Origin of the sequence: Mesorhizobium sp. M0615 (assembly GCF_040320805.1) — a bacterium.
Lineage (GTDB): Bacteria > Pseudomonadota > Alphaproteobacteria > Rhizobiales > Rhizobiaceae > Mesorhizobium.
The window spans coordinates 347,758-373,806 of record NZ_JAMYQI010000005.1; the positions used below are offsets into that span (position 1 = coordinate 347,758).

Annotated in this window: 25 protein-coding genes; 7 read left to right on the forward strand and 18 right to left on the reverse strand. The window is 61.9% G+C overall.

All coding sequences use genetic code 11. From position 1 onward, the window contains the following. Positions 1 to 139: 139 nt before the first annotated feature. Together NKI46_RS11245 and NKI46_RS11250 are read right to left on the reverse strand one after the other, a co-directional pair. Positions 140 to 2,053: a potassium transporter Kup gene (locus NKI46_RS11245; RefSeq protein ID WP_352746207.1), complete on the reverse strand. Its 1,914-nt coding sequence runs from the start codon at positions 2,051 to 2,053 to the stop codon at positions 140 to 142. Positions 2,054 to 2,130: 77 nt separating this feature from the next. Further along, positions 2,131 to 2,871 (reverse strand): pyridoxine 5'-phosphate synthase, encoded by a 741-nt coding sequence (locus tag NKI46_RS11250; RefSeq protein WP_023668363.1) that lies wholly within the window; start codon positions 2,869 to 2,871, stop codon positions 2,131 to 2,133. A gap of 112 nt (positions 2,872 to 2,983) precedes the next feature. Between NKI46_RS11250 and NKI46_RS11255 the strand changes: the two genes are divergently transcribed. Then, on the forward strand, positions 2,984 to 3,403 hold the full coding sequence (locus NKI46_RS11255; RefSeq protein WP_352746209.1) for a SpoIIAA family protein: 420 nt from the start codon (positions 2,984 to 2,986) through the stop codon (positions 3,401 to 3,403). A gap of 20 nt (positions 3,404 to 3,423) precedes the next feature. Here the strand turns inward: NKI46_RS11255 and NKI46_RS11260 are convergent, their stop codons facing one another. Then, on the reverse strand, positions 3,424 to 4,551 hold the full coding sequence (locus NKI46_RS11260) for an ATP-dependent DNA helicase (protein ID WP_023682070.1): 1,128 nt from the start codon (positions 4,549 to 4,551) through the stop codon (positions 3,424 to 3,426). 242 nt (positions 4,552 to 4,793) lie between these two features. Between NKI46_RS11260 and NKI46_RS11265 the strand changes: the two genes are divergently transcribed. Then, on the forward strand, positions 4,794 to 5,096 hold the full coding sequence (locus tag NKI46_RS11265) for a hypothetical protein (protein WP_023668360.1): 303 nt from the start codon (positions 4,794 to 4,796) through the stop codon (positions 5,094 to 5,096). 41 nt (positions 5,097 to 5,137) lie between these two features. Here the strand turns inward: NKI46_RS11265 and NKI46_RS11270 are convergent, their stop codons facing one another. The 9 genes from NKI46_RS11270 to NKI46_RS11310 all read right to left on the reverse strand — a co-directional run bounded on the left by NKI46_RS11270 (position 5,138) and on the right by NKI46_RS11310 (position 15,959). Then, positions 5,138 to 5,512 carry a nitrile hydratase accessory protein gene (locus NKI46_RS11270; RefSeq protein ID WP_023735937.1) on the reverse strand — a complete coding sequence of 125 codons (375 nt, stop codon included), beginning with the start codon at positions 5,510 to 5,512 and terminating at the stop codon, positions 5,138 to 5,140. Then, entirely contained in the window at positions 5,499 to 6,158 is a 660-nt protein-coding gene (nthB, locus tag NKI46_RS11275; protein ID WP_023668358.1) for a nitrile hydratase subunit beta, read from the reverse strand. Before nthB ends, NKI46_RS11270 begins: the two co-directional genes overlap by 14 nt. Then, entirely contained in the window at positions 6,155 to 6,778 is a 624-nt protein-coding gene (gene nthA / locus NKI46_RS11280; RefSeq protein ID WP_352746212.1) for a nitrile hydratase subunit alpha, read from the reverse strand. Before nthA ends, nthB begins: the two co-directional genes overlap by 4 nt. A gap of 64 nt (positions 6,779 to 6,842) precedes the next feature. Beyond that, positions 6,843 to 10,004 (reverse strand): efflux RND transporter permease subunit, encoded by a 3,162-nt coding sequence (locus tag NKI46_RS11285; RefSeq protein ID WP_352746214.1) that lies wholly within the window; start codon positions 10,002 to 10,004, stop codon positions 6,843 to 6,845. Then, a complete protein-coding gene (locus NKI46_RS11290) occupies positions 10,001 to 11,293 on the reverse strand; it encodes an efflux RND transporter periplasmic adaptor subunit (RefSeq protein ID WP_352746216.1) in 1,293 nt (430 codons plus the stop codon). Before NKI46_RS11290 ends, NKI46_RS11285 begins: the two co-directional genes overlap by 4 nt. Positions 11,294 to 11,518: 225 nt before the next feature. Continuing rightward, positions 11,519 to 12,115: a LysE family translocator gene (locus NKI46_RS11295; RefSeq protein WP_023750903.1), complete on the reverse strand. Its 597-nt coding sequence runs from the start codon at positions 12,113 to 12,115 to the stop codon at positions 11,519 to 11,521. A gap of 99 nt (positions 12,116 to 12,214) precedes the next feature. Next, positions 12,215 to 12,787 carry an acetolactate synthase small subunit gene (gene ilvN, locus NKI46_RS11300; protein ID WP_023668352.1) on the reverse strand — a complete coding sequence of 191 codons (573 nt, stop codon included), beginning with the start codon at positions 12,785 to 12,787 and terminating at the stop codon, positions 12,215 to 12,217. 81 nt (positions 12,788 to 12,868) lie between these two features. Then, complete coding sequence (locus tag NKI46_RS11305) at positions 12,869 to 14,665, reverse strand: acetolactate synthase 3 large subunit (protein ID WP_352515002.1); 1,797 nt, start codon at positions 14,663 to 14,665, stop codon at positions 12,869 to 12,871. Between the two features lie 331 nt (positions 14,666 to 14,996). Further along, on the reverse strand, positions 14,997 to 15,959 hold the full coding sequence (locus NKI46_RS11310; RefSeq protein ID WP_023668350.1) for a DUF1236 domain-containing protein: 963 nt from the start codon (positions 15,957 to 15,959) through the stop codon (positions 14,997 to 14,999). A 582-nt stretch (positions 15,960 to 16,541) separates the two neighbouring features. Between NKI46_RS11310 and NKI46_RS11315 the strand changes: the two genes are divergently transcribed. The 3 genes from NKI46_RS11315 to NKI46_RS11325 all read left to right on the forward strand — a co-directional run bounded on the left by NKI46_RS11315 (position 16,542) and on the right by NKI46_RS11325 (position 19,042). Next, positions 16,542 to 16,844 carry a DUF1236 domain-containing protein gene (locus NKI46_RS11315; RefSeq protein WP_023731684.1) on the forward strand — a complete coding sequence of 101 codons (303 nt, stop codon included), beginning with the start codon at positions 16,542 to 16,544 and terminating at the stop codon, positions 16,842 to 16,844. A gap of 162 nt (positions 16,845 to 17,006) precedes the next feature. After that, positions 17,007 to 18,398, forward strand: coding sequence for a sensor histidine kinase (locus NKI46_RS11320; protein WP_352746219.1), 1,392 nt, complete (start codon positions 17,007 to 17,009; stop codon positions 18,396 to 18,398). Continuing rightward, positions 18,395 to 19,042, forward strand: coding sequence for a LuxR C-terminal-related transcriptional regulator (locus tag NKI46_RS11325; RefSeq protein WP_023682079.1), 648 nt, complete (start codon positions 18,395 to 18,397; stop codon positions 19,040 to 19,042). The genes NKI46_RS11320 and NKI46_RS11325 overlap by 4 nt, the downstream gene beginning before the upstream one ends. A 49-nt stretch (positions 19,043 to 19,091) precedes the next feature. Here NKI46_RS11325 and NKI46_RS11330 read toward each other — a convergent pair whose 3' ends face one another. From NKI46_RS11330 to tmpA, 3 genes are all read right to left on the reverse strand, one after another. Then, positions 19,092 to 19,577 carry a hypothetical protein gene (locus tag NKI46_RS11330; RefSeq protein ID WP_156929845.1) on the reverse strand — a complete coding sequence of 162 codons (486 nt, stop codon included), beginning with the start codon at positions 19,575 to 19,577 and terminating at the stop codon, positions 19,092 to 19,094. A gap of 335 nt (positions 19,578 to 19,912) precedes the next feature. After that, on the reverse strand, positions 19,913 to 20,497 hold the full coding sequence (gene tmpB, locus NKI46_RS11335) for a (R)-1-hydroxy-2-trimethylaminoethylphosphonate oxygenase (RefSeq protein WP_352746222.1): 585 nt from the start codon (positions 20,495 to 20,497) through the stop codon (positions 19,913 to 19,915). After that, the gene (gene tmpA, locus NKI46_RS11340) at positions 20,494 to 21,645 is read right to left on the reverse strand and encodes a 2-trimethylaminoethylphosphonate dioxygenase (protein ID WP_352746225.1); all 1,152 of its coding nucleotides are present in this window, start codon (positions 21,643 to 21,645) and stop codon (positions 20,494 to 20,496) included. The genes tmpB and tmpA overlap by 4 nt, the downstream gene beginning before the upstream one ends. A gap of 121 nt (positions 21,646 to 21,766) precedes the next feature. On the opposite strand from tmpA, the gene NKI46_RS11345 reads away from it, so the two are divergent. Both NKI46_RS11345 and NKI46_RS11350 read left to right on the forward strand, forming a co-directional pair. Beyond that, positions 21,767 to 22,657, forward strand: a complete 891-nt coding sequence (locus tag NKI46_RS11345) for a LysR family transcriptional regulator (RefSeq protein ID WP_352746228.1) — start codon at positions 21,767 to 21,769, stop codon at positions 22,655 to 22,657. Between the two features lie 138 nt (positions 22,658 to 22,795). Then, on the forward strand, positions 22,796 to 24,595 hold the full coding sequence (locus NKI46_RS11350) for an NAD(P)-binding domain-containing protein (protein WP_352746230.1): 1,800 nt from the start codon (positions 22,796 to 22,798) through the stop codon (positions 24,593 to 24,595). On the opposite strand, the gene NKI46_RS11355 is transcribed toward NKI46_RS11350, so the two are convergent. From NKI46_RS11355 to NKI46_RS11365, 3 genes are read right to left on the reverse strand one after another with little or no spacing between them, the layout of a single operon-like run. Next, positions 24,592 to 25,113, reverse strand: coding sequence for a GNAT family N-acetyltransferase (locus NKI46_RS11355; RefSeq protein ID WP_352746233.1), 522 nt, complete (start codon positions 25,111 to 25,113; stop codon positions 24,592 to 24,594). The genes NKI46_RS11350 and NKI46_RS11355 overlap by 4 nt on opposite strands. Before the next feature lie 15 nt (positions 25,114 to 25,128). Continuing rightward, the gene (locus NKI46_RS11360) at positions 25,129 to 25,437 is read right to left on the reverse strand and encodes a hypothetical protein (RefSeq protein ID WP_352746237.1); all 309 of its coding nucleotides are present in this window, start codon (positions 25,435 to 25,437) and stop codon (positions 25,129 to 25,131) included. A 4-nt stretch (positions 25,438 to 25,441) separates the two neighbouring features. Then, complete coding sequence (locus tag NKI46_RS11365) at positions 25,442 to 26,008, reverse strand: helix-turn-helix domain-containing protein (protein ID WP_352746240.1); 567 nt, start codon at positions 26,006 to 26,008, stop codon at positions 25,442 to 25,444. Positions 26,009 to 26,049 lie beyond the last annotated feature (41 nt).

Sequence of the window (26,049 nt, forward strand, 5' to 3'; positions counted from 1 at the left end):
ACGACACTCCGATAAGCGCGCGGTGCTCTACGCTTGCTGCGATGCAATATCAAGTGCCGTGACGGTAGGGCTACCATGTTCCCAGCGCAGGGCTTGCCCCGCAATGACCGGTGCGTGGCGTCAAAGGCTGCCGGAAACCTCAGATCGCCACCTGCGTGCCGATCTCGACCACACGTCCGGTCGGGATCTGGAAATACTCCGTCGCATCGGCCGCCGAGCGGGCGAGCCCGATGAACAGCTTGTCCTGCCACACCGGCATGCCGGAATTGGGCGATGCCTTGAGCGAGCGCCGCGACAGGAAGAACGACGTCGTCATGATGTCGAACTTCCAGCCCTGCTTGCGGCAGATCGCCAGCGCGCGCGGAATGTTGGGCTGCTCCATATAGCCGAAGGTCAGCGTCACCCGCATGAACAACTCGTTGACTGTCTCCATCTTGACCCGTTCGCTGTCGGGCACCAGCGGCTGCGGTGCGGTGACCACCGACAGAATGACGTTCTGCTCGTGCAGCACCTTGTAGTGCTTCAGGCTGTGCATCAGCGCTGTCGGCGCGCTTTGCGGATCGCTGGTCAGGAACACGGCGGTGCCGGATACCAGCTGCGGCTTCTTCTTCAACAGATTGCCGGCGAGGAAATCGAGCGGGATTTCGTTGCGCCGGGTCTTGTCGAACAGATAGCGGCTGCCGCGTATCCAGGTGGTCATGATCAGCCCCATGAGGCAGGCAACGGATATTGACACCCATCCGCCTTCCACGATCTTGACGACATTCGCCAGGAAGAAACCCATGTCGATGGTGCCGAACAGCAGCGCCAATGCCAGGGCGAGCCCAAGCTGCCATTTCCACAAATTGCGCATGACAACGAACAGCAGAATGGTTGTCATCAGCATCTCGCCGGTCACCGAAATTCCGTAAGCGGAAGCCAGCGAACTCGAGCTGCCGAAGCCGACAACCAGCAGCATCACTCCCAGGGCGATGAGCAGGTTGACGCGCGGCATATAAATCTGGCCGCTCTGCATTTCGGACGTGTGCTGCACCTCGATGCGGGGCAGCAGATTGAGTTGCACTGCCTGACGTGCCAGCGAAAAAGCACCCGAGATCACCGCCTGACTGGCGATCACGGTGGCGGCCGTTGCCAAGCCGACCATTGGCATCAGCGCCCAATCCGGCAACATCTCGAAGAATGGATTGGTCGGCCTGCCGCCATTCGCCAATACAAAGGCGCCCTGGCCGAAGTAGTTGAGCAGCAGGCAAGGAAACACCACGGAAAACCACGCGAGCACGATCGGCTTGCGCCCGAAATGTCCAAGGTCGACATAAAGCGCCTCGGCCCCCGTTACCGCCAGGAACACTGCACCAACGGTCACGAAAGCGGCGGTCGGCGTGCCGGCTAAGTAGGCGATCGCATAATACGGGTTGATCGCCAACAGCACCGAAGGATCATCCATCAGGTGGTAGAGCCCGGAAACGCCGATGGCCAGGAACCATAGCGCCGTCACCGGCCCGAATACTGCCGCCACCTTCCCCGTGCCGAAGCGCTGCACGGAGAACAGAAATGCCAGGATGACCAAGGTGATCGGAACGACATAGGCCTCCAGCGTCGGTGTCACCACTTCCAGGCCCTCAACTGCCGACAGCACGGAAATGGCCGGAGTTATGATAGCGTCTCCGAAAAAAAGCGACGCCCCGCAAAGTCCGATGCCGAGGATAAGCTTGGCGCCTTTTGGATAGGCGCTGCGCGCCAGCGCCATCAGGGACAGCGTGCCGCCCTCGCCCTTGTTGTCGGCGCGAAGCACGAAAGCGACGTATTTTATGGTGACGATAATCGTCAGCGCCCAGACGATCAGCGACAGCACGCCCAGGACATCTATACGCGTGTCGGTACCAGGCGAAGCGTGAAGCGCCTCGCGGAAGGCATAGATCGGGCTGGTGCCGATATCGCCATAGACGACGCCAAGCGCGCCCAGCATCAGAACTTTGGTGCTGTGCTGTTCAGTGTGGGAGTGGGTCGGTTGTTCGACGGGTTCAGCCTCGCTACCGATGCTGGAAAGAGCCATCGACTACTCCCCGATCACCGCGCGGTGCGCCTTGCTTGCTGTCATGCGATATCACCTTCGACACGAGCCTTCCACCGCTACCAACCGCAAGCCTTCAGAAACCGCCCCACCGTGCCGGCCATGCCATACTCCAACGCATCGGCTGTCAACCCGTGTCCGATAGACACTTCGGCCAATGCCGGAATGCGCTTTGCCAATGCCGGAAGGTTGTTCACCACCAGATCGTGCCCGGCATTGACCTGGAGCCCGGCGGCGAGTGCGGCATCCGCGGTTTTTCCCAATCTTTCCAGCTCCTTCCGCGCCTTGGCGGAATCGGAATGGTAGCTGCCGTAGGGCCCGGTATAGAGCTCGATGCGGTCGGCGCCGGTGTCGCGCGCGGCATTGACGCCGGTGGGATCCGGATCGGAAAACAGCGACACGCGGAAGCCCCCTTTTTTCAGACGCTTGACGATCGGGTTAAGGAACGCCGCCTCGGCGGCAAAGTTCCAGCCATGGTCTGATGTCGCCTGCGCCGGATCGTCGGGCACCAGCGTCACCTGCTCCGGCTGGTGCCTTTCCACAAGCGCCAGAAAATCCTCGGTCGGGTAGCCCTCGATGTTGAATTCCGCCTTGGGAAACTCGTCGTCGATAAGCGCCCGGATCTCGGGCAGGTCGGAATGCCTGGTGTGGCGCTCGTCGGGCCGCGGATGAACCGTCAGCCCGTGCGCGCCGGCCGCCAACGCCAGGCGGCCGAGCCCGGTGACGCTGGGCCACGGCAGGTTGCGGCGGTTGCGCAGCATGGCGATGGCGTTGAGATTGACCGAGAGTTTCGCGGGCATGGCGTGAGGTCCGGCTGTTTGTGCAGCGCATCTATACTGCCTTTGATGGGAACAGACAGGGGCTTTCGGGTGTTCCAGTGATGACATCTGCTCGCAAGGGGGAACCCAGCCAATGAATTTTCTCCAATCCGTGCCCGCGATCCGCCGCCTCGAAACCGACCGTGAGGACCTTTTCGCCATCGACGTCGTCGGCCATGTATCGGCCGCCGACGGCGAAAATCTGTTCGGATTGCTGGAGGCTGCCTACGCGCTGCACCCGAGGATCGACGTCTTGGTGCGGCTGGTCGACCATGAGGGCGTCGACTGGATCGATATGGACGACGAGACGCTGAAACAAGGTACGGTTCATGCGCTAGAGCATATCGCCCGGTGCGCGACGATCGGTGAGCCCGACTGGACAGCGGATGCGCGGAACTTCCTTCCGGCTTCGCCACCCATCGAGTTCAGGCACTTCGCGGCCGAGGATGAAGCGGATGCCTGGCAATGGCTGGGTGCGACGCCACTCAGCCCTGCTGCGCCGGCTGCTACCTGACGCCGGCTATCTAACGCCAGCTATCTAACAATCGTTAGCCGCTCTGCCGCCCGCGTTATGGCAGTATAGAGCCAGCGCTGGCGGGTTTCCTTGAACGCCCAGCTCTCGTCGAACAGCACGACATCGTTCCACTGCGAACCCTGCGCCTTGTGCACGGTCAGCGCGTAGCCATAGTCGAAATCGTCAAAGCGCTTCTTCTGCTGCCAGGGGATATCGGCGTCCGGATCCTCGAAAGCCGACTTGAGCAGCTTGATCTTGGCGACGCCGCGGTCGGGATCGTCCTCCTCGGGCGAGACCAGAAGGTTGATGCCCGGCTTCACCGTCTCGCGCGACGAGGTCATCACCTTCCACAGCGAACCGTTGAGCAGGCCCTTGGCGGGGTCGTTGCGCAGGCAGACCAGCTTGTCGCCGGCCTGCGGATAATCGGCATTGAAACCCTTCAGCTCGCGCAGGCGCTGATTGTAGCGGCGGCGTGTGCGGTTGGTGCCGACCAACACCTGGTCCGCCTTCAGCACCAGCTCCTGGGTGACGTCCTCCTTGCCGATGACCTGCGCGCTGCCGTAGTCGCCGCGCATGAACTCGCGGCCCTCGCGCACGTCGAGCGCCAGCTGGATGATCGGATTGTCGCGCGCCTGGCGGTGGATTTCGGTCAAGAGCACATCCGGCTCATGCTCGGTGAAAAAGCCGCCGCCCGAGATCGGCGGCAGCTGCGCCGGATCGCCAAGCACCAGGATCGGCGTGCCAAAACTCAGAAGGTCGCGGCCAAGCTGCTCGTCGACCATCGAGCATTCGTCGATGACCACCAGCTTCGCCCGTGAAATAGGGCTTTGGCGATTGAGCGAGAAGGTCGGCGACATCGAGGTCTTGCCGGTCACCTCGTCCGACACCGATTCCTCGCCCTTCGGCCGGTAGATCAACGAATGGATGGTGCGGGCATTGACCGCGCCCTTGGAACGCAGCACCTGCGCCGCCTTGCCGGTGAAGGCGGCGAACTGCACCTGCCCGTCGACATGCTCGGCAAAATAGCGCGCCAGCGTGGTCTTGCCGGTGCCGGCATAGCCGAACAGCCGGAAGACCTGCGGCCGGCCCTCTTTTAGCCAGCGCGCCACCGCCTTCAACGCCTCATCCTGTTGGGGAGAGAATTCCATCGATTCGACAGACCGGATTCGCGAGAGAAAGACAAGCTTGGTGCCAACCACCGTTTAAAACGATGGGATTGCCTCACCTTCAACGGGACAAACTAGCAGGCGCAAATGCGAACGTAAAGTGAACATGCAAGCGGATAACGAACGATTTGAATTCAGGCATTTGAACCTAGATCGGGCAATGCCACTATCACGGACATGATCGAGATGCAGATCGGCGCAGACACCTATAAGCGAGGATATTGATGAGGTCGTTCGCAGACAGGCTGATCGGAAAGTCGATAAAGAAGATCGAAATCGGCGAACCTGGTTATGGCATCGTTGTCTCCTTGTCGGATGACGCAGGGTTCGCGATATATACCGAGGTCACGGCCTGTCTGAGTGACGAAAATGCCAGAACCATAGAACGTGTTACCATCAGCGACGAGCAAGTGATCCTCCACTTGGGTGACAACGACTTCGTCGCCATTTCCAAAAACCGTGGCCGCTTCGCCGTCGTTGAGGCGTTTGTCTATGGGGACGACGAAGGCATGGTCGTCGAAAATTAGTTGTATCGGCCGCCAGATTTCAAACACCAACCACAGGCGGACTATATGTTCGCGCCGCCGCCGCTACCTCTGGTCGGCCCGGGATCGTTCTCCAACAAAATCGGCTTGCCGTGCGGAGTTGCATGCGCGGCGCGTTCCCAGGCGGCGGCGAGCGTGTCGACATCGTTTTTGCCGGCGACGCCCTTGGCCGCCAGCAGCGTTTCCAGCGCCGCCAGCCAATGCTCGTAATAATCGTGGCCATCGCTTGCGGCGCCCGGCTTCTTCACTTGCGCCGACAGCGCATCGGCCCATTCGCTCCACGAAAACAGGCCCTTGTCATGCAGCGCCACCGTCATGGCGAAGGCTTCGGCCTGCCAGGGTTCGGCGAATACCGGTTCGTCCAGACCCGCCGGCAGTGCACCTTCAGGCCGGCTCAAGATAGCTCTCCCAGGCGTCGATGGAGACGGTCAGCGTCGGGTCGGCGCCCTCGCCCCAGATTTCCGAGCCATCGAAGACCACGGTATAGACCCATTGCGGGTTTTCACCGTTGCCATGCGCGTTGCTGTCGGGGAACACAAAACCGTCACGCACGGCCTCGATAACTCCGTGCTTGCCGCGCGCATAACGCGGCAGCCTCGTGTGGGCGGTGGGATTGAAATTCCTTGTCTGCACCGGGTCGCCGGCCTTGAAGCGCGGCGCCGTCTCGACCGGCCGGTCGCAAGGTCCTCCCTTGGCCAGTACCGCCGGCACGTTTTCGGCCTTCAACACCCTTTTGGGCGTCGCCGCCGGATCGACCGCCCGACCCTCCGTCAGATCGCGCTCGCTGACGAAGCCATGGCGCTTCAGCAGCACCTCGAGCGCTTTGATCCAGATCTGGTAGTAGCTCGACGAATAATACACGGCCGGATGCAGCGATTCCCTGGCGTGTCGGCTCTCGTCGATGTTCCACGCGCCCATGGCGCCGGCAGTCAGCGTGACGCCGAGCGCCCGCCTCTCCCAATCCGCATGAAAATACGGTTCGTCCTTTTCGGGCGCGACCGGCCCGAAACCCATCTGCCCACCGAGATCCTGCGGCCCGTTCATGCCGGTACCTTCTTTGTCCCGGGTTCTTTGGCCACCGCCGTGCCGATCATGGCATCGCGGCTGACCAGTTCGGCGAGTTGGTCCTCGCTCCAGCCTTCGGTACCGTCAGGCCGCATCGGCACCACGAGATAGCGCAGTTCGGCGGTGGAATCCCAGACGCGGATCTTTTTCTCCGCCGGCAAGGTCAGCCCGAACTCCTCCAGCACGCCGCGCGGATCGATAACCGCCCGCGAGCGATAGGGCGGCGCCTTGTACCAGACCGGCGGCAGCCCGAGCACCGACCACGGATAGCAGGAGCACAGCGTGCAGACGACGAGGTTGTGCGTCTCGTCCCTGTTGAACACCGCCTGCATGTGCTCGCCCTGGCGGCCGCTATAGCTCAGCGAAGCGATCGCTCCCGTCGCGTCGCGCTTCAGCCACTCGGCAAAGGCCGGATCGCTCCAGGCTTTCGCCACCACCCTGGCGCCGTTGCGCGGCCCGATCTTGGTCTCATAGGTGTCGACGATGACGTCGATTGCGGCCGGATCGATCAGGCCTTTTTCGGTGAGGATGGTCTCCAGCGCGCGCACGCGCGCCGCAAACGGGTCGAGCTCATTGTCGTGGTCATGATCATGGGACATGACCTCAGATTAGGATCGGCGGCACGCGGCCGCAAGCATGACAGCTTGGGCCACGGGCTATCGCCTATTCGGCGGCGGCCTTTTGCGGCTCGAGCCGATCCTCGGGACCGAACAGCGAGGCCTGCTCGCCGCTCTCGACCGCATGCAGCTCCGGCCTGTTCTTTTTCGAAGAGAAGAAGCTCACCAGCCAGCCAGAGAAATTCTCGAAATAGACATAGATGACAGGGGTGACGAACAGCGTCAGCGCCTGGGAAGCGAGCAGCCCGCCGACGACCGCGACACCGAGCGGCTGGCGCAGCTCAGCACTGGCGCCGGTGCCGAGCGCGATCGGGAACGTGCCCATCAGCGCCGCCAACGTCGTCATCATGATCGGCCTGAAACGCATCAGGCACGCCTTGTGTATGGACTCCTTGGCCGACATGCCTTCTCGTCGCAGCTCCAGCGCGACGTCGACCATCATGATGCCGTTCTTCTTGACGATGCCGATCAGCATCAGGATGCCGATCACCGCGATCACCGACAGGTCCATGCCGGCAAAGCGTAGCGCGACCACGGCGCCCAGCACCGCCGAAGGCAGGCCGGTCAGGATGGTCAGCGGATGGATAAAGCTCTCATAGAGGATGCCGAGTACGATATAGATGGTCAGAATGGCGCCGCCGATCAGCAGGCCCTGATTGGCCAGCGAATCCTGGAAGGTTTTCGCCGTGCCGGCGAAACTGGTCGAGATCGCCGGCGGCATGCCGATCTGCTCTTTCAGCGCATTGATGCGGGTCACGCTGTCGCCCAGCGCCACGCCTTGCGGCAGATTGTAGGAGATGGTCACCGCCGGCAGCTGGCCAAGCTGGTTGACGGTCAGCGCGCCGGCGGTGCGGTCGACGCGGGCAAAGGCGCCGAGCGGCACCAGGCTCCCGCTTGCCGTGCGCACCTGGATGGCCAGCATGCGTTCCGGCGACCACTCGATCTTGGGATCGAGTTCCATGATGACTTCGTAGCTGTCGGCCGAACCGAAGATGGTCGAGACCTGCTCGGTGCCGAAGCCGCCATAGAGGCTGGAGCGCAGCGTATCGGTGTCGATGCCGAGCGATGCCGCTTTGTCGCGGTCGACGACCAGCGTCGCCTGCAGGGAATTGTTCTGCAGATCGTCGGTAACGTCGGTGAAATTGGCATGATCCGCCGCCATCGCATCGTTGAGCTTTTGCGCCCATGTGTCGGTCAGGCCGGTATCGAGGCCCTGAACGACGAGCTGGTAGGCGCTGGCGGATGACCGTGCGCCAAGCCGCAGGTTCTGCACCGGCTGCATATAGGCATCGATCCCCGGCACAGTGGCCAGTTGCCGCCGCAGATCCGACAGCACCTTGTCGATGTCGGGGCGCTGGCTCTTGTCCTTCAGCTGCACATAGAGCTGGCCCTGGTTCAGCGCATTGTTGCCGCCGCCGGCTGACCAGGCGACATGCGAGACATAGGGCGAATGCGAGAAGACACTTGCCGCCTGGTTCTGCAGCTTGACCATGGCGTCGTAGGAGATGTCCTGCCTGGCGATCGTCGTCACCGAGATCTGGCCGATATCCTCTTGCGGGAAAAAGCCTTTCGGCGAGACCTCGATCAGCCAGACCGACCCTGCCGCCGTGCCGGCGAAGACGAGGAACACCAGAAAAGTGTGGCGCAGGCAGAAGGTCAAAAGCCGGTCATAGCCGCGGGTGACGATATCGTGCTTGTGACCGGGGGCATGCTTGTCGCGATCGGCCTTGGTCACCGACAGCAAGCGCGAACACAGCATCGGCGTCAGTGTCAGCGACACGAACATCGAAGCCAGGATGGCGACCGTCACCACGACGGCGAATTCGTTGAAGATGCGGCCTATGACGCCGCCCATCAAAAGCACGGGGATGAACACCGCCACCAGCGAGATCGAGATCGAGATGATGGTGAAGCCGATCTCGCGCGCGCCTTTCAGCGAGGCATCGAAGGCCGAGAGACCGTCCTCCTCCATGTGGCGAAAGATGTTTTCCAGCATGACGATGGCGTCGTCGACGACGAGGCCGACTGCGAGCGTCAGTCCCATCAGCGAGATGTTGTCGATGGAGAAGCCGAACAGGAACATGGCGCCGAGCGTCGCGATCAACGAGATCGGCACCGCCACGGCCGGAATGATGGTTGCAGTCACCCGGCGCAGGAAGACGAAGATCACCATCACCACCAAAGCGATGGTCAGAAGCAGCGTGAACTGGACGTCGTCGACGGCCTGGCGGATCGAGGTCGAACGGTCGTTGAGCAGCTTGATGTCGGCGGCGGCCGGCATTTGGTCCTTGAACGACGGCAGCATCGCCTTGACCTTGTCGACGACGTCGACCGTGTTGGCGTCGGGCTGGCGCTGCACCGCCAGGATGATGGCGCGCGTGCCGTCATACCAGCTTGCAGTCGTCGTGGTCTCGACCGAGTCGATGACGCGCGTCACCTCGCCCAGCCGCACCGGATGGCCGTTCTTGGTGGCGATGATGAGGTTGGAGAACCCGGCGGCATCGGTGAGCTGCGTATTGGCCGTGATGGTCAGCTGCTGCTTGTCGTTCTGCAAGACGCCGAGCGGCGTGTTGGAGTTGGCCGACGCGATTGCCGTCTGCAGCTGGTCGATCGAAATGCCGCGCGCCGCCAGCGCCGTCGGGTCGATCTGCACGCGCACCGCATATTTCTGCTGGCCGAAGATCGACACCTGCGCAACGCCGTCGATGGTCGACAGCGAGGGCGAGATGACGTTTTCGGCGAAGGCGTCGAGGTCGGTGAGCGGAACCGTGTCGCTGACCAGCGACATCAGAAGGATCGGCGCGTCGGCCGGATTGACCTTGCGATAGCTCGGCGGCGCTGTCATCTCGGGCGGCAGTTGCCGCTGCGTGCGTGCGATCGCCGCCTGCACGTCGGCGGCCGCCGCGTCGATATCCCGGTTGAGCACGAACTGGATGGCAATGGACGTGCGTCCCAGCGAATTGCTGGTCGAGATGGAATCGATGCCGGCAATGGTGGCGAACTGCTTGATCAGCGGCGTCGCCACCGAAGTGGCCATGGTTTCGGGTGACGCGCCGGCCAGGTTGGCCGAGACATTGACGACCGGGAATTCGGCGCTCGGCAGCGCCGCCACCGGCAGGAACTTGTAGGCAAACAGCCCGCCCAGCACGAGGGCGAACGACATCAGCAGCGTCGCGACAGGCCTTCTTATGCAGAATTCTGAGATCATTGGGCAGCTCCGCCGGCTTTGTCGGCTTCCGCCAACTTGGGCGCTGCCTGACCGCCGGCAGTTGCCTTGCCTTCATGCACGCTGGCGCCGTCCTTCAGCCTGGTTTGGCCCTCGACGACAACCTTCTCGCCTGACTTGACGCCCTCGCTGATGGCGCTGTTTTCGCCTTCGGTCAGCGCCACCTGCACAGGCCGCATCTCGACCGTGTTGTCCGGCTTGACGACATAGACGAACGGCCCCTTCTGGCTGGGCTGGATCGCGACCGTCGGGATGGATGGCATCTGCGGCATGATGCCGGCGTCGAGCACGACATTCACATATTGGCCGGGCCACAGTGAAAGATCGGCATTGGGAATGCTCGCCCGGGTCGCGATGGTGCCGGATGCGGTGTCGACGCTGGAATCGACGAAGTCGAGCGTGCCCTTGCCGATCGGCGTCGGATCGCCATCCTTGGTCAGCGTCACCGCGCCTTGCTGCGGGTTGGCCAGCGCCTTGTGCAGCAGCGCCAGGTTACTCTCCGGCAGGTTGAAGTTGACTTGCAGCGGATCCATCTCGGTGATCGTCACCAGCGGCGTGGCCGTGCTCGAGTTGCCGTTGCTCAAGGTGACGAGGTCACCGACCGAAACGTTGACCGCGCCCAGCCGGCCGGCAATCGGCGCCTTGATGCTGGCAAAGCCGAGCTGGACATTGTCGGCGTCGATCGTCGCCTTGTCGGCATCGACCGTCGCCGCGGCAACCTTTTGCGCCGCCACCGCCTGATCGTAAGTCTGCTGCGTGCCGGCCTGCTTGGCGACGAGATCCTTGGCGCGCTGAAGGTCGGAGCCCGAACTGGTTAGCAGCGCCTGGTCCTTGGCGAGCGTCGCCTGATCCTTGGCAAGCTGCGCCTTGAGCGCCCTGTCGTCGAGCGAGAACAGCAGGTCGCCGGCCTTCACCATCTGGCCGTCCCTGACGTCGATCGATACGATCTGGCTGGACACGCGGGCGTTGATGTTGACCACGGCCGGCGACGACACGAAGCCGATGGCGTAACGGCGGATCGGAAAATCGGCCGTTGTCGCGGTGGCCGAGACGATCGAGGCCGAACGGGCGGCATTGCCGCCGGCGCCGGATTTGCCCCCTGCCTTGTCGGCCGAAGCCTTGTCCGATCCAGCCGGCTTGTCCGCTGCTGCCGTCTGACTGGCGCCCGGCAGCATCTGCTGCATACTGCTCATCGCCGCCGGCGAAAAATAGACCCATGCCGCGGCGACACAGGCCGCCACCACCACCGCCAGAACGACTTTTCCGCGCATCGACTAAAAGCCCTATGATCCGACACGCCGAACCCGGTGGTCTCATTCTACCCAATCACGGCGCCTTGCCGCGATCTCGCCGAAGTAGATAGGACGCACATTTGTCGGAAAAGGGCCAAAACACGGCATTACGAAGATTTAATGTGCACTGCACAATGACTATGCAGCCGGCTCAGCAGTCGGAAAACCAGCCAGGATGCGGTTGAGATTTCAGGCCGGATGCGTCTATTTCAGCATCGGCCAGAGCGTCGCCGCCAAGAGCACGCCCATGGCGATGTTGAACCATTTCAGCCGCACCGGATCCGACAGGAATCCGCGCAGCGCCGTGCCGAAGCCGGCCCACACCGAGACGCTCGGCAGGTTGACGACGGTGAAGGCGATCGCGATCAGCGCCACCGACAGGAACGGGTGGTCCGGATTGGAGTAGACGGCCATGGCGGTGATCGCCATCACCCAGGCTTTCGCATTGACCCACTGGAATGCGGCTGCCTCGACGAAGCGCATCGGCCGTGCCTCCGTCTCACCCTTGCTGGACAGCGAGCGCGACATGGCGATCTTCCAGGCGAGATAGAGCAGATAGGCAGCGCCGGCGATCTTCAATCCGGTGTGCAAGGCCGGAAACGCTGTCAGCACCGCGCCCAGGCCAAAGCCGACGGCAAGCAACAGCACCAGAAAACCCATGCTGATGCCCAGCATATGCGGAATGGTTCTGACGAGGCCGAAATTCACGCCCGACGCCAAGAGCATGAGGTTGTTCGGCCCCGGCGTGATCGAGGTCACGAAGGCGTAGACCAAAAGTGCAAGGAAAGCGTCGAGGGTCATGACGGCTCACAAAGGTCAGCAATGCTGACTTAAATCGACAGGGCGCCGGACGCAACCTCATTCCATTGGTCCAAAGCGCCCCGCCGCGCGCATGAAGGCCTACATCCCCTGCGGGCCCCGGTTCATCGCCGCCACGCCGGTGCGGCAGATCTCGACCAGGCCGAGCGGCTTCATGATGGCGATGAACTGGTCGAGCTTCGAACCCTTGCCGGTAATCTCGAAGATGAAGTGCTCGGTGTTGGCGTCGATGACCGACGCGCGAAAAGCATCCGCCAGACGCAGCGCCTCGACGCGGGCTTCGCCAGTGCCGGCGACCTTGACCAGCGCCAGCTCGCGTTCCAGCGGCCGCTCCTGGCCGAACTCGTGCGAGCGCACGGTGAGATCGACGACGCGGTGCACCGGCACGATGCGCTCGAGCTGATGCTTGATCTGCTCCAGCACATGCGGCGTGCCGCGCGTCACGATGGTGATGCGTGACAGGTGCTTCTCGTGTTCGGTCTCGGAGACGGTGAGGCTCTCGATGTTATAACCGCGGCCGGAAAACAGGCCGATGACCCGGGCAAGCACGCCGGGCTCATTGTCGACCAGAACGGAGAGCGTGTGGTTCTCCGGCTTTTCCGTTTCCTTGGCGATGAAATAGGCGGAGCCGGTCGGTTGAAGCTGTGCGTTCATGACATGAATCTCGATTTCAGACTTTGAGCTAATTCTCTGTTTGCGCACGGCTTCTCGCGACAGCCCTGCCCCGGCTTGGACCTAGACCAGTTCCCTGCCCTTGGCGTCGATGGCGTTGGCCACGGCTTCGTCGGTCGCCTCGTCGGGCAGGAGCATTTCATTATGCGCCTTGCCCGACGGGATCATCGGGAAGCAGTTGGCGAGCGTCGCCACCCGGCAATCGAACAGCACCGGCTTCTTCACCGCGATCATCTCCTTGATCGCATCGTCCAACTCGTCCGGCTTCTCGCAACGAATGCCATGGCCGCCATAGGCGTCAGCCAGCTTGACGAAGTCGGGCATCGCTTCGGTATAGGAATGCGACAGGCGGTTGCCGTGCAGCAGCTGCTGCCACTGACGCACCATGCCCATATACTGGTTGTTGAGGATGAAGATCTTGATCGGCGCATTGTGCTGCACCGCCGCGCTCATCTCCTGCATCGTCATCTGCACCGAGGCGTCGCCTGCGATGTCGATGACCAGCGCGTCCGGGTGCGCGATCTGCACGCCGAGCGCAGCCGGCAGACCGTAGCCCATCGTGCCCAACCCGCCCGACGTCATCCAGCGGTTCGGCTTCTCGAAATGATAGTGCTGCGCCGCCCACATCTGGTGCTGGCCGACCTCGGTGGTGATGTAGGTGTCCATGTCCTTGGTCAGCTCGTAGAGCCGCTGGATGGCATATTGCGGCATGATCACATCGTGGTTCATCTTGAACGCGAGCGAGTCACGCGCGCGCCATTTGGCGATCTGCTCCCACCAGGGATGGAGCGCCTTCTTGTCGGCCTTGGCGCTCGCCCGCCACAGCCGCACCATGTCCTCCAGCACCCGGCCGACATCGCCGATGATGGGCACTTCCGTGTGCACGTTCTTGTTGATCGACGATGGATCGATGTCGATGTGGATCTTCTTCGAGTTGGGCGAGAAGGCGGTCAGCCGTCCGGTGATGCGGTCGTCGAAGCGCGCGCCGATGCAGATCATCACGTCGCAATCATGCATCGCCATATTGGCTTCATAAGTGCCGTGCATGCCCAGCATGCCCATCCAGTTCTTGCCCGATGCCGGATACGCGCCGAGGCCCATCAGCGTCGAGGTGATCGGGAAGCCGGTGAGGTCGACCAGTTCGCGCAGCAGATGGCTGGCCTCCGGACCGGAGTTGATGACGCCGCCGCCCGAATAGATGATCGGCTTCTTGGCGCCGGCCATCAGTTCGACGGCGGCCTTGATCTTTTCCAGGTCGCCCTGGACCTTCGGCTGGTAGCTGGTGCGCGGCGCCGCCTGCGGCGGCACATAGATGCCTTTGGCGAACTGCACATCCTTCGGAATGTCGACCACCACCGGGCCGGGGCGGCCGGTCGTCGCGACATGGAAGGCCTCATGGATGGTGGCGGCCAATTCGTTGACGTCCTTCACCAGCCAGTTGTGCTTGGTGCAGGGGCGCGTGATGCCGACCGTGTCGCACTCCTGGAACGCGTCGGAGCCGATCAGCGAAGTCGGCACCTGCCCGGTCAGGCAGACCAGCGGGATCGAATCCATCAGCGCATCCTGCAGCGGCGTCACCGCATTGGTGGCGCCCGGGCCGGAGGTCACCAGCATGACGCCGGCCTTGCCGGTCGAGCGGGCATAGCCTTCGGCCGCATGCCCTGCGCCTTGCTCGTGGCGGACGAGGATGTGCTCGACCTCGTCCTGCTGGAAGATTTCGTCATAGATCGGAAGCACCGCGCCGCCGGGATAACCGAAGACATGCTTGACGCCATTGTCCTTCAGCGCCTGCACCACCATTTCGGCGCCAGTCATTTCCCTGTTTGGCATTTCGCGCCGTTCGTTCTGTCCGTTGCTCATCGGTCTGGTCCCGTACTTCTAGCCATGAGGCGATTGCTGGTCGTTTAGTCGTGTTTCGGGCAATAAAAAAGGCCCCCGATGGGAGCCTGTGTGTTGCGCATGGGAGGTTTTCGCCCGGCGGTTACACCGCCTTGCCCACGCGCTTTCCTACGAGAATGAGTGCCTTTTTCATCGTGGCGGACACTACGAGGGTGAAAGGCAGGGTGTCAACGGGAAAAACGCGCGATGCGAAAGACAAAGCAAGTGGCCCGCCGCCTCTGGTCGGCGGGCCACCGCGGCGCATACGATACCCCTCAATCGCACCGCGCCGGGAACAAGAGTCACTGCCGTGTCACGTCAGGATCAGCACGATCTTGTACGTATCCGGGTCGACGATGACGATGCGCCCGTCGGCCAGCACGAAGTACTCATAGGATTCGTAGGCCGGGACGATCTTGACAATGCGCGCCGGCAGACGGTGCAGGCGCACTTTGTGCCGCGGCACCTCGATGCCGACCGAAATGTCGAAGTCGACGTTCTTCACCGGCTCAACCCTGGTCTCGTGGATGATCTGCGTGACCTGCGTCTTCTGCTCGACGGTCACGTTGTTGATCGAGGCCGTATTGCCCTGGTCGGTCTGAACGTTTGTGTTGCCCTGAGCGTTCTGCTCGGTGGTGGTCCCGGCCTTGCCCTGGGCCTGCTGGTCCGTGCTGGTGCCGGTCTGGCCCTGAGCGTTCTGCTCGGTGCTGGTCCCGGCTTTGCCCTGAGCCTGCTTCTCGGTGCTGGTGCCGGTCTGGCCCTGAGCGTTCTGCTCGGTGCTGGTCCCGGCCTTGCCTTGGGCCTGTTCATCCGTCTTGAGCTTGGCCTTGCCCTGAGCCTGCTTCTCGGTGCTGGTGCCGGTCTGGCCCTGAGCATTCTGCTCGGTGCTGGTCCCGGCCTTGCCCTGGGCCTGTTCATCCGTCTTGAGCTTGGCCTTGCCCTGAGCCTGCTGATCGGTCGTGGCGCCGGCCTGACCCTGAGCATTCTGCTCGGTACTGGTCCCGGCCTTGCCCTGTGCCTGTTCATCCGTCTTGAGCTTGGCTTTGCCCTGAGCCTGCTGATCGGTCGTGGCGCCAGCCTGGCCCTGTGCATTCTGATCGGTCTGTGACTTCATCTTGCCTTGCGCCTGTTCTCCGGCCTTGCCGCCCTTCTGGCAATCGGCCGCGCCGGCGGCGCAGTTGTCGCCACCGCTCGGCTGCACGGCCTGGGTCTGGGCGATCGCGGCGCCGCACCCGACGCCAAGCGCAATCATGCTCGTGATCAACACATGTTTCATCTGCTTTCTCCTTAAAGAGTCGGTCCCTCAGCCTAGCCAACTCTGCCAAAAATACTTTGTTCCACATTTTGTGAATAAAATCGGGCTTCTAAGAAGACCAATGAATGTTGGCAGTAATTTTGCAACAATCACCTACAAATTGCATCAAACAATTAATGCAACGCAACATTTTATTTTCTCCTGAGCTTGCGATCCCATAGCGATGACACCAGCATCACAAGCTTAGAAGTACTCCCGTCGTCACGACCAGGATGGCTACCCCGAAAACAGGCAAGAGCAACCATCGTGCCTGATGGACGCTGTTGTCCATTAACGCCTCCCACAAGTGCTGATCTCAACGATGCCGAGAACCCTGTGTTCCGCCCTGAGGAGGCTCTAGGACCTCTACAGCCTGGCACCAGACTTTGGTCCCTCCCCCTATCGTCCATTGGCCCGATGACGCCCGGACCGAAGCCCCACGCGGGAACGCAGCCGCGAAAAGCCCGTTCGGCTCCCGGTGTGCATCAACCTCATCAACACCACCCGTATCGGAATCGAGCTCGCGCAAGATGCATGAGCGTTGCTCGCATGAAGGAGAGAATCATGACGACCATGTACCAGTCGACCGCAATTGCCGGATTCTTGCTGCTCGCGAGCGCGGGCGTAGTTGCCGCTCAAGACGTCATCATCGCGCCGGAGCAGGAAACGGTTGTGCGCGAATACGTGAAAAAGCAGCCCCTTGCGTCGGTGAAGATTCCAGGTGTCGAATTGAACGTGGGGACCGCCATTCCCGACACGGTGGAACTGCATGAAGTGCCGAGCGTCAAGTATCGCTACGTTGTGGTCGACGGGCGAACCGTGCTGGTCGACCCCGGCACGCGGAAGATCGTCAAGATCATACAGTAACGCTGATCCCACCGCCGTTCCCCGCGGGTGGCGGTGGGATCATGCCCTGAAATTGCGGTTTCCCCGGCATTCAACCTAGCGCTTGCTCGCACCATCGACCGTTCTAGATGTAGGATGGCTTAGGCATTTTGGCACGGCCAAAGTCGCGGGGTCGGTTGAGACGTGCGCTACATTGATAGTCTCTATCAAAACTGGAACAGGCTATCGTTGGCTTGGCAGTTCATCATAGTCGGAAGCATTGGGCTGCTGTCGCTGATGCTGGTCGTCGGCCTATGGGTCACCTCGCAAATACGAGATGGAGTGATCCGCAACTCTGCAAGCACGACCGCGCTTTACGTCGACAGTGTCATCGCGCCAATCCTGCCGGATATGCGCAAAAGCCAGCAGCTCAGCGACACCGTTAAACGGGCACTCGATGAAACCCTGGACCAGGGTGCTCTCGGAAAAAAACTGGCGTCGTTCGTGCTTTGGCGGCGTGATGGCAAGGTGCTGTACGCCAAAGACGCGGCTCTTATTGGCCAGACCTTCGAGCCAAATGCGAACTTGCTGCATGCGTTCGGCGGAAACGTGGTGGCGCAATTCAATGATCTGGACGAAAATGAAAGGAAGGAACGGACGAGCCCCACCGCCTCGCTGCTCGAGATCTACAATCCGGTTCGAGAGCCGTGGTCGGGCGATGTTGTGGCCGTTTCCGAGTTCTACGAGATAGCCGACGATCTTCAGGGCACTTTAAACTCGGCACTATGGTCGAGCTGGCTGCTCGTGGCTGGCGCGACCGCGGTCGCCTTGGCGATGCTCTCGGGAATCGTGCTTCGCGGCAGCAGCACTATCGAAACGCAGCGTTCAGCGCTTGAGACACAAGTGGCGGAACTTCAGTTGCTTTTGGAGCAGAATTCCGCCTTGCGGGAGCGCGTCCAGCAGGCGTCGCGCCGCGCAACGGCAATCAACGAGCGTTACTTGCGCCGCATTGGGTCTGATTTGCATGACGGTCCAGCTCAGCTCGTCGCACTGGCTGCGCTGCGCATGGACAGCCCTTTGCTGCTCGATCCCGCCGCATCCCCAAGCCACCGCAAGACCGAGATCGCCGATATCCATCATACGTTGGACGAGGCGATGCGGGAGATCCGCGCCATCTGCACCGGCCTCGTGCTGCCACAGATCGAAGCTTCGACAGTCGCGGAGATATTGCGGCTTGCGGTTGCCGAACATGAACGCCGGACGGCCTCCTCCGTATCGCTTTCACTGCCACCTCGCCTGCCCGACCTGGGGACGTCCGAGAAGATAAGCATCTTTCGCTTCGCGCAGGAGGGGCTGAACAATGCCTGGCGACACGGTCTGGGCAAGGGGCAGGCTGTCAAGGCGAGAGTGACGCAGGGCAAGCTCCTCATTCAAGTGCTTGATCACGGCCCTGGATTCCAGTCGGGATCGTGTGAAGGACTTGGACTCGCCGGCATGAGGGAACGTATCGAAAGTATCGGAGGTCACTTCGAGACGTTTTCGAGCCCCAGGGGGACCCGGCTGACCATAACGCTCAACATCGAGGACCAGAAATGACCGCTCCCATAAGGATTGCCATTGTTGATGATCATCCGCTGTTTCGCGAGGGTGTGGCTCGCAGCCTCGCCGAAATCGGCGGCTTCGAAGTCGTTGGTGCGGGCGAAACCGCGGCGGATGCCGAACAGCTTGCGGCCTTGGCAAATCCCGACATATTGCTGCTCGACATCAGTTTGCCGGGAGGGGGTCTGGCGGCAGCGGAAAATATTCTTGCAACTCAGCCTGACTGCAAGATCGTCATGCTCACCGTCTCGGAGGCGAACGCCGATTTGGCGACGGCGCTCAGGCTGGGCGTACGCGGATATGTGCTGAAAGGGATTGGGGCGGCATCGCTGGCCGAGGTGCTGACTTATATAGCCGCAGGAAAAAAATATGTTTCGCCGACCCTGTCAGCGCAGCTTTTGAATGAACTGATACGGCCGGAAAAGCGCACCACCGATCTCGTTGCCAATCTCTCGGGACGCGAGCTTGGGATAATCTCCTTGGTAGGCGAAGGACTGAGCAATAAAGAAGTCGCCAAACGTCTCAACCTGCAGGAGAAAACGGTAAAACACCACATGACTCGGATATTTCAAAAGCTAAAGGTGCGAAACCGCACCGAAGCAGCCATTCTTATGCACGCGCCCAAAACGGGTCTTGTATAGGGAGATCGGGGCTTGTCTGAAGGTCGGATGCTGGTTGGCGAACCAGCAGTCACAGCCCTTTCAGACGAGCAATGTCGGAGGCCCTTACGGCGCGTTCGACAATTGTCCTTCCAAGCGGATCCTTCATAGTGAAGCGGCCGGCCTCGATGCTTTCGCTGAATCCATCGCGATGCACGACCTGGATTTTGGAGCCCTGTACCGTCACCGTGTCGCCAGCGGCATTGACTTGGCTACTCGGAGCTTGGCTACCGGGGGCGTTGTCGCCGGCACCATTTTTTCCCTTTCCGTTGGCGTTGCCATTCCCGGCGTTGCCGCCTGAGCCATTACCATTACCACTACCGTTACCACCACCGTTACCATTGCCATTGTTTCCGCTCTTGGCGCTGGCAGCGGCGAATTCGATCTTGTAGCCGTCGACATGGCTCAACCGCAGACCAAGCACCGGCATCGTCACCGCAACCGCCGCGAATACGCGCAAGCTAAAGTACGCCCAGCGACGCACGGATGAAAACAGGGGCTGCCTTTCTCCATTCATGCCACCATCACATCATGATGTGTCACGGTATTCAAGAATGAACAGCCCAAAATTGCGGCTTACAAACGCTGAGGAAACTCTCCTTTCGTGCTTTCAGCTCGATTCTCAGACCTTCGTCTGAGTCAAATATACACCGAAGTCTGACCTACTGATCTTGGCCGCGCCGACGGATGTCGCAATAAAATCCGCGGTGACAAGGCTCGTCACCGGTAGGGATCGGCAGCGAGGCGCGAGCGCCTGCGGCACGCAGACGCTTGCGGCAGGTCTCCGGCATACGGTTAGCGCATGCTCGCCGTCGAAGCGGTAGCACATGCCGGTCCTTCTCCGGATTATGATCAGGCGCGATTGGCGAAGTCGCGGACAACCCGTTGCAGCAGCGGCATGTAGTCGCGAAATGCCCGGGTCTTCATGTTGGCGATCTTGCCGGCCTCGTCCCAGATGCGGACCCGAACCGCTTCCTCGTGGAACGGGTTCTTGCGGAACTCGGCCACCTCTTCGGCGTTCATCGGCCCGCCTTGCAGCGACAGCGTGTGGACCGAGGCCTGCGACAGCCTGCCGAAATAGGTCGGGTCGGTAGCGCAGAGGTAGCGCTTGGCCGCGACATGCAGCCTGATGCATTCGACGATCACCGGTGGAAAGAACGGCGCCAGCACCTCGCCGCCGGCTTCGTCATGATGCTTGTCCTCGACGTCGTCGGGCGAATAGGTGCCGAACTCGCTGGTGTAGTGGCCGATATCGTGCAGCAGTGCTGCCGCCACCAGCACATCGGGCGCGCCGTCCTTTTCGGCGAACCAGGCGCCCTGCAACATGTGCTCCGACATGGTGACGGGTTCGCCGAGATAGGATTCCGCCCCTCGGCGTTCGAAAATATCGGCGATGAATTCGACGATGTTGCCCGCGTTCAAATCCTGGCCGCTCATTCCGCAGCCTCCTTGAAGCTGTGTTCGATCGCCGACAGCGTCGACAAAAGGCCATCCTTGTCGGCGTAGCAGCCCTGCAGCCAGCGCTTGCCGGTGCCGGAGAACGCCTTGCGGGCATGCATGACGCGGGTGTTGTCGACGATGAAGGCCTCGCCCGCCTCGAGCCTGAAGGTGACTTCGAAGGAAGGATCCTCGATCAGTTCGGCAAACCGGCGATAGGCGGCGTAGTAGGCCTCCATCTCCGCGAACGGTACATCGACGGTCGGCGCCAGCGAGCGGTTGTTGAAGCGGATGGCGATGAGTTCGCCATCCGGCCCGAGTTCGATCATCGGCCGCTTGGCCTGCAATCGCACGCCCGACGACCCCGCATATTCGAAACGCGCCGGGTATGAACTCAACAGCCGGAAGCCTTCGGGGTTTTCGGCCTGCAGCGCGGCCGCCACGGCAAAACCATCGACGACGCTGGATTCGCCGCCCTCGACCGTGTTTTCGATGCAGGACAGGATCTGCAAGGTCGGCACCGGATCGCGATAGGGATTGTCGGTATGCGCCTGCAGGCCAAGATTGGTGTAGGCCAGATTGGTTGGATTGACCTCGGCGCGCACCTCGAACAATCGGCCGTAATTGGTCTCCCTAATATAGCCGAACAGATCGGACACTTTGCACAGCGCCCCGGATTCGGGCGGCAAATCGTCCATCACCGCGAAGCCGTAGGTCTTCACCGCCGACAGCCATTGCCGCAAGACGGCGCGGTCGCGGCTGGCAGCGAGATAGCCGGCGCGCGGCACCGAATTCTGCATAGAGGCCCTCGTCCATCGCACGGTGCCCTCGCCTGTCCAGCCGGGCTGTCGGGCGGCATCGCGGTCATAGGCATTGGCGCTCAGCCATGCCGCAGGAAAGCGCACCGTCTTTCCCTCCGGTTCGAAACTGACTTCAAGCGCATCGCCCTTGATCGCGGCTGCGCCGATCCATGTCTGCGCGGGAATGTCGAGAATGGTGATCAGCCGCTGGCCGTTGCCGGCGCTGCGCGTCTTGTCGTCGAGCGCATTGTCGCGCAACCACACTGCGTGAAAGCGAGTGCGCGCGCCATCCTTCCACCCGAGGTCGATCGTCCTTCCTTCGTCGCCGATCAGCGCCTGGGTAAGCATGGGGATCCGTTCCTGTCCGCTGCGCCCCGCAGCCAACTCCGCAGGGTTTCCGGTTGCATCGTGATGATGTCGAAGGCATAACTCAAATTATCATTTTGCGGCCAAAGGCCATAAACTGTTTATGACTGAAACAACCTTGCCCTTGCCCCCGCTTGACTGGCTGCGGAGTTTCGAGGCCGCCGCGCGGCTGTCGAATTTCACCGCCGCCGCGGCCGAGCTTGGCCTGACCCAGGCTGCGGTCAGCCAGCACATCCGTTCTCTCGAAGAGCGGTTGAAGCAGCCGCTGTTCATCCGCCTGGCGCGCGGCGTCGAATTGACGCCGGAGGGTGCCGCCTACCTGCCGCATCTGCAATCGGCCTTTGCCGTGATCGCCAACAGCACGCGCGAGCTGTTCGAACCCAAGACCGTCCAGAGCGTGACGATACGCTCGCCGATCTCGTTTGCCGTGCTGATGATCGCGCCAAAGCTGCCGCAAATGGCCAAGGACCTGCCCTTCGTCCAGCTGCAGATCGAGACCATCCACACACCGGCCGATTACGGCGAGCGCTTTGTGGGTCTCGACATCCGATTCGGCATTGGCTCCGGCTCCTTTGCCGGACGGCAGGCCGACCGCCTCACCCGCGAAACCTTGACGCCGATGGCGTCGCCGCATCTCGCCAACGCCAAGGATTGGACAGGATTGCCGAGACTTACAGTGGTCGGCGCGCGGGAAATGTGGGGCGAGTGGTTCGCCGTCGCCCGGATGAAGCCGGCGCTGGGGCCGACGCACAAATTCGACAGTTTCGTTACCGCGTTGGAGGCGGCGAAGCACGGCGCCGGCATGGTGCTGGGATCGCGACCGTTGGCCGACGCGGCACTGCGCGACGGATCGCTTGTCACCCTTTCCGGCTTCGCTCTGTCGAGCGGTGCCGGCCACTATCTAACCGCACCCTCGGGCGCGCATCTGAGCCCTGCCGAAGAAGCGGTCCGCCGCTGGTTCGCGACGGTCTTCGGCGTCCCGGTTTCCCGATAAGCCCCTGAATACGCGGCAAACTATTGGACGACGTGACGCGGCGCATAATTTGTCGCGATACTGCGCCAGGCCGGACGTCAAGCTTCGGCAGGGTTCCGCTCGCTACAAGGCGGCCAGAAAAATCGCGGAGGAAATTCAATGCTCGACAAGGCCCCCAACAAGAAGCTTTCCGACCTGCTCGATCGCTTCGGCGCGGCACTCGCCGCCGGCGACATCGACAAGGCGGTCGCCTGCTTTCAGGAGGATTGTTTTTGGCGCGATCTCGTCAGCTTCACCTGGAACATCAAGACCATGGAAGGCCGTGACCAGGTGCGCGACATACTGGTGAGCCAGCTGGCCAAAACCAACCCATCGAACTGGGCGATCGCCAAGGGCGAGGACGCCACTGAAAACGATGGCCTGCTCGACGGCTGGATCAGTTTCGAAACGTCTGTCGCGCGCGGCTTCGGCCACATCCGGCTGAAGGACGGCAAGATCTGGACGCTGCTCACCACCATGGTCGAGCTCAAGGGCCATGAGGAGCCGGCCGGCTTCGACCGCCCGCTCGGCGCCAAGCACGGCCATGGCAAGAACCGCCCGACCTGGAAGGAGGAGCGCGAGAAGGAAGCCGCCGAACTCGGCTTCAAGACGCAGCCCTATACGCTCATCATTGGCGGCGGCCAGGGCGGCATCGCGCTCGGCGCCCGGCTGCGGCAACTCGGCGTGCCGACCATCATCGTCGAGAAGAACGAGCGTGCCGGCGACAGCTGGCGCAAGCGCTACAAGTCGCTGTGCCTGCACGACCCGGTCTGGTACGACCATCTGCCCTATATCGACTTCCCCAAGAACTGGCCGGTCTTCGCGCCCAAGGACAAGATCGGCGACTGGCTGGAAATGTACGCCAAGGTGATGGAGCTGAATTACTGGTCATCGACCGAGGCCAAGAGCGCCGTTTATGACAAGAAAAAGGAATGGACCGTTGTCGTGCGCCGCGACGGCAAGGACATCACGCTGAAGCCGAAACAATTGGTGCTGGCCACGGGGCAATCCGGCAAGGCCAACATGCCGAACTTCAAGGGCATGGACACATTCAAGGGCGACCAGCATCACTCCTCGAAGCATCCGGGACCCGATGCCTATGTCGGCAGACAAGCTGTCGTCATCGGCTCGAACAACTCCGCCCACGACATTGCAGCAGCCCTTTGGGAGGCCGGCGCCGACGTCACCATGGTGCAGCGCTCGACCACGCATATCGTCAAGTCGGACACGCTGATGGAGATCGGCCTGGGCTCGCTCTATTCGGAAAAGGCGGTCGCGAGCGGCATGACCACCGCCAAGGCCGACCTCGTCTTCGCCTCCCTGCCCTACAAGATCCTGCACGAATTCCAGATCCCGGCCTATGCCGAGATGAAGAAGCGGGACGACAAATTCTACAAGGGCCTGGAAAAGGCCGGCTTCATGCTTGACTGGGGCGATGACGGCTCCGGCCTGTTCATGAAATATCTGCGGCGCGGCTCGGGCTATTACATCGATGTCGGCGCCTCCGACCTGATCATCGACGGGTCGATCAAGCTGAAAAGCGGTGTCGACGTGAAGGAGATCAAGGAGCACTCCGTTCTGCTCTCCGACGGATCGGAACTGCCGGCCGATCTCATCGTCTACGCCACCGGCTACGGTTCGATGAATGGCTGGGCGGCCGATTTGATCTCACGGGAGGTCGCGGACAAGGTCGGCAAATGCTGGGGCCTCGGCTCCAACACCACCAAGGACCCAGGCCCCTGGGAAGGCGAGCTGCGCAACATGTGGAAGCCGACGCAGCAGGAGGCGCTGTGGTTCCATGGCGGCAATTTGCACCAGTCGCGCCATTACTCCCAGTTCCTGGCGCTGCAGCTGAAGGCGCGCATGGAAGGCATCGCGACGCCGGTCTACGCGCTGCAAGAGGTTCACCACAAGGGTTAGGCAGCGCCGCCGATGCGCTTCCAGTAGATGAGCGTGCCGGTCAGCCCGCCATGCGGTTTCAGGGCAAAGTCCGGTATTTCGCCAGTGAGCGTGAAGCCGAGTTTTTCGTAAAGGCCGGAAGCGCCCTCCTCGGTTGCGGTGTCCAGCACCAGAAGCGTGCGGCCTTTCTCGACGGCGAGCGTTTCGGCCGCCCGCATCAGCCGGCTCGCTATGCCCTTGCCGCGGTGTTCGACGCGGGTCATCAGCTTGGCGATCTCGGCCCGGTGCGGCTGATTATCAGGAAAGTCGAGCAGCACGGTCACGGTGCCGACCAACGCGTCGCCATACCAAGCGCCCAGCACCGCTCTTTCGCCTCTCTCTGCTGCCATCAACGAGTTGCTCCAGAAGGTTTCCGCCGCTTGCCTGGATAAGGGATGCATGAAGCTGACGGAGCCGCCGGCCGCGACCGCCTCGATCAGGAGGTCGGCCAGCCTGTCGCGTGTTTCCGCAGTCAGCGACCTGATTTCGATGGGACTCACCTGCACTTTCCCTTGCTAATCCAGACGCGCGACGCGGCGCCGCTTTCGTCTCGCCATGATCGCGGCGATGCGATCGGTGTCTTTCGGCTGCAGATGCAGCCCGCGTTCGAGGATTTCGAGCGTGTATTCCTCATAGGTCAGGCCAAGCCGCTCGGCCTTTTCCATGCGCATCAGCATCACGTCACGGCTTGGCGCCTTCCACGCCTTGGCATGCGCTTCCTGCCAGGCCAGGAAGATGTAGGGATCGCCCTTGCCCCATGGCGGGCCCTTGTAATCATCGAGCGGCGGTCCGCCATTGTCGGAGCGCTTGGGACGTCTTGCCACGATTTCAGCCCCTGACCAGCGCAACCAGATAGTCGGCCGGCTGCGGTCCGACGGCATGGAACGTGCAGTCCGACGGCGCGCCGAGCGCCAGGCAGTCGCCGGGCTCGAGACTATGCACCATATCACCCTCAGTGAATTCGAGCCGCCCGGAGATCAGCCACATCTGCTGCTTGATGAAGGCATAGGACGCCGCCGGGAAACTCACACTGGCGCCCGCCGGCAGTTGCACCCGGATCAATTCGAGCGGCATGTCGGAGACCGGCGACAGATGCCGCCGGACATAGCCCGTACCGGGGTCGCTCCAGACCGGTTGCTCACTCTCGCGCAGCAGGCCGCCACCTTGCTGCTCGGCGCGCGCAATCAGCGTCGACAGCGTCATGCCAAAGGCAGCGGCGATGCGCACCAGCAGCGCCGCCGTCGGACTGGTCATGCCGCGCTCGATAGTGCTGAGCATGGCTTTGGAGACGCCGGAGCGGTTCGCCAGGTCGGCCAACGACCAGGCCCGCAAGGCTCTTTCGGCGTGGATCCGTCTGCCGATCGTAGCCGACATGTCATTCGCTATATCAGTCATTCGTCCAATATATCGAATATTTAGATTCGGAAAAGAGGCAG

Coding starts and splice junctions, on each gene's coding strand:
- NKI46_RS11350 (WP_352746230.1), top strand. CDS start 22,796: ATGCTCGACAAGGCCCCCAACAAGAAGCTTTCCGACCTGCTCGATCGC.
- nthA (WP_352746212.1), bottom strand. CDS start 6,778: ATGTCCCATGATCATGACCACGACAATGAGCTCGACCCGTTTGCGGCG.
- tmpA (WP_352746225.1), bottom strand. CDS start 21,645: ATGCTTACCCAGGCGCTGATCGGCGACGAAGGAAGGACGATCGACCTC.
- ilvN (WP_023668352.1), bottom strand. CDS start 12,787: ATGAACGCACAGCTTCAACCGACCGGCTCCGCCTATTTCATCGCCAAG.
- NKI46_RS11365 (WP_352746240.1), bottom strand. CDS start 26,008: ATGACTGATATAGCGAATGACATGTCGGCTACGATCGGCAGACGGATC.
- NKI46_RS11345 (WP_352746228.1), top strand. CDS start 21,767: ATGACTGAAACAACCTTGCCCTTGCCCCCGCTTGACTGGCTGCGGAGT.
- NKI46_RS11325 (WP_023682079.1), top strand. CDS start 18,395: ATGACCGCTCCCATAAGGATTGCCATTGTTGATGATCATCCGCTGTTT.
- NKI46_RS11310 (WP_023668350.1), bottom strand. CDS start 15,959: ATGAAACATGTGTTGATCACGAGCATGATTGCGCTTGGCGTCGGGTGC.
- NKI46_RS11290 (WP_352746216.1), bottom strand. CDS start 11,293: ATGCGCGGAAAAGTCGTTCTGGCGGTGGTGGTGGCGGCCTGTGTCGCC.
- NKI46_RS11295 (WP_023750903.1), bottom strand. CDS start 12,115: ATGACCCTCGACGCTTTCCTTGCACTTTTGGTCTACGCCTTCGTGACC.
- NKI46_RS11305 (WP_352515002.1), bottom strand. CDS start 14,665: ATGAGCAACGGACAGAACGAACGGCGCGAAATGCCAAACAGGGAAATG.
- NKI46_RS11330 (WP_156929845.1), bottom strand. CDS start 19,577: ATGAATGGAGAAAGGCAGCCCCTGTTTTCATCCGTGCGTCGCTGGGCG.
- NKI46_RS11245 (WP_352746207.1), bottom strand. CDS start 2,053: ATGGCTCTTTCCAGCATCGGTAGCGAGGCTGAACCCGTCGAACAACCG.
- NKI46_RS11285 (WP_352746214.1), bottom strand. CDS start 10,004: ATGATCTCAGAATTCTGCATAAGAAGGCCTGTCGCGACGCTGCTGATG.
- NKI46_RS11265 (WP_023668360.1), top strand. CDS start 4,794: ATGAGGTCGTTCGCAGACAGGCTGATCGGAAAGTCGATAAAGAAGATC.
- NKI46_RS11250 (WP_023668363.1), bottom strand. CDS start 2,871: ATGCCCGCGAAACTCTCGGTCAATCTCAACGCCATCGCCATGCTGCGC.
- NKI46_RS11255 (WP_352746209.1), top strand. CDS start 2,984: ATGAATTTTCTCCAATCCGTGCCCGCGATCCGCCGCCTCGAAACCGAC.
- NKI46_RS11315 (WP_023731684.1), top strand. CDS start 16,542: ATGACGACCATGTACCAGTCGACCGCAATTGCCGGATTCTTGCTGCTC.
- nthB (WP_023668358.1), bottom strand. CDS start 6,158: ATGAACGGGCCGCAGGATCTCGGTGGGCAGATGGGTTTCGGGCCGGTC.
- tmpB (WP_352746222.1), bottom strand. CDS start 20,497: ATGAGCGGCCAGGATTTGAACGCGGGCAACATCGTCGAATTCATCGCC.
- NKI46_RS11260 (WP_023682070.1), bottom strand. CDS start 4,551: ATGGAATTCTCTCCCCAACAGGATGAGGCGTTGAAGGCGGTGGCGCGC.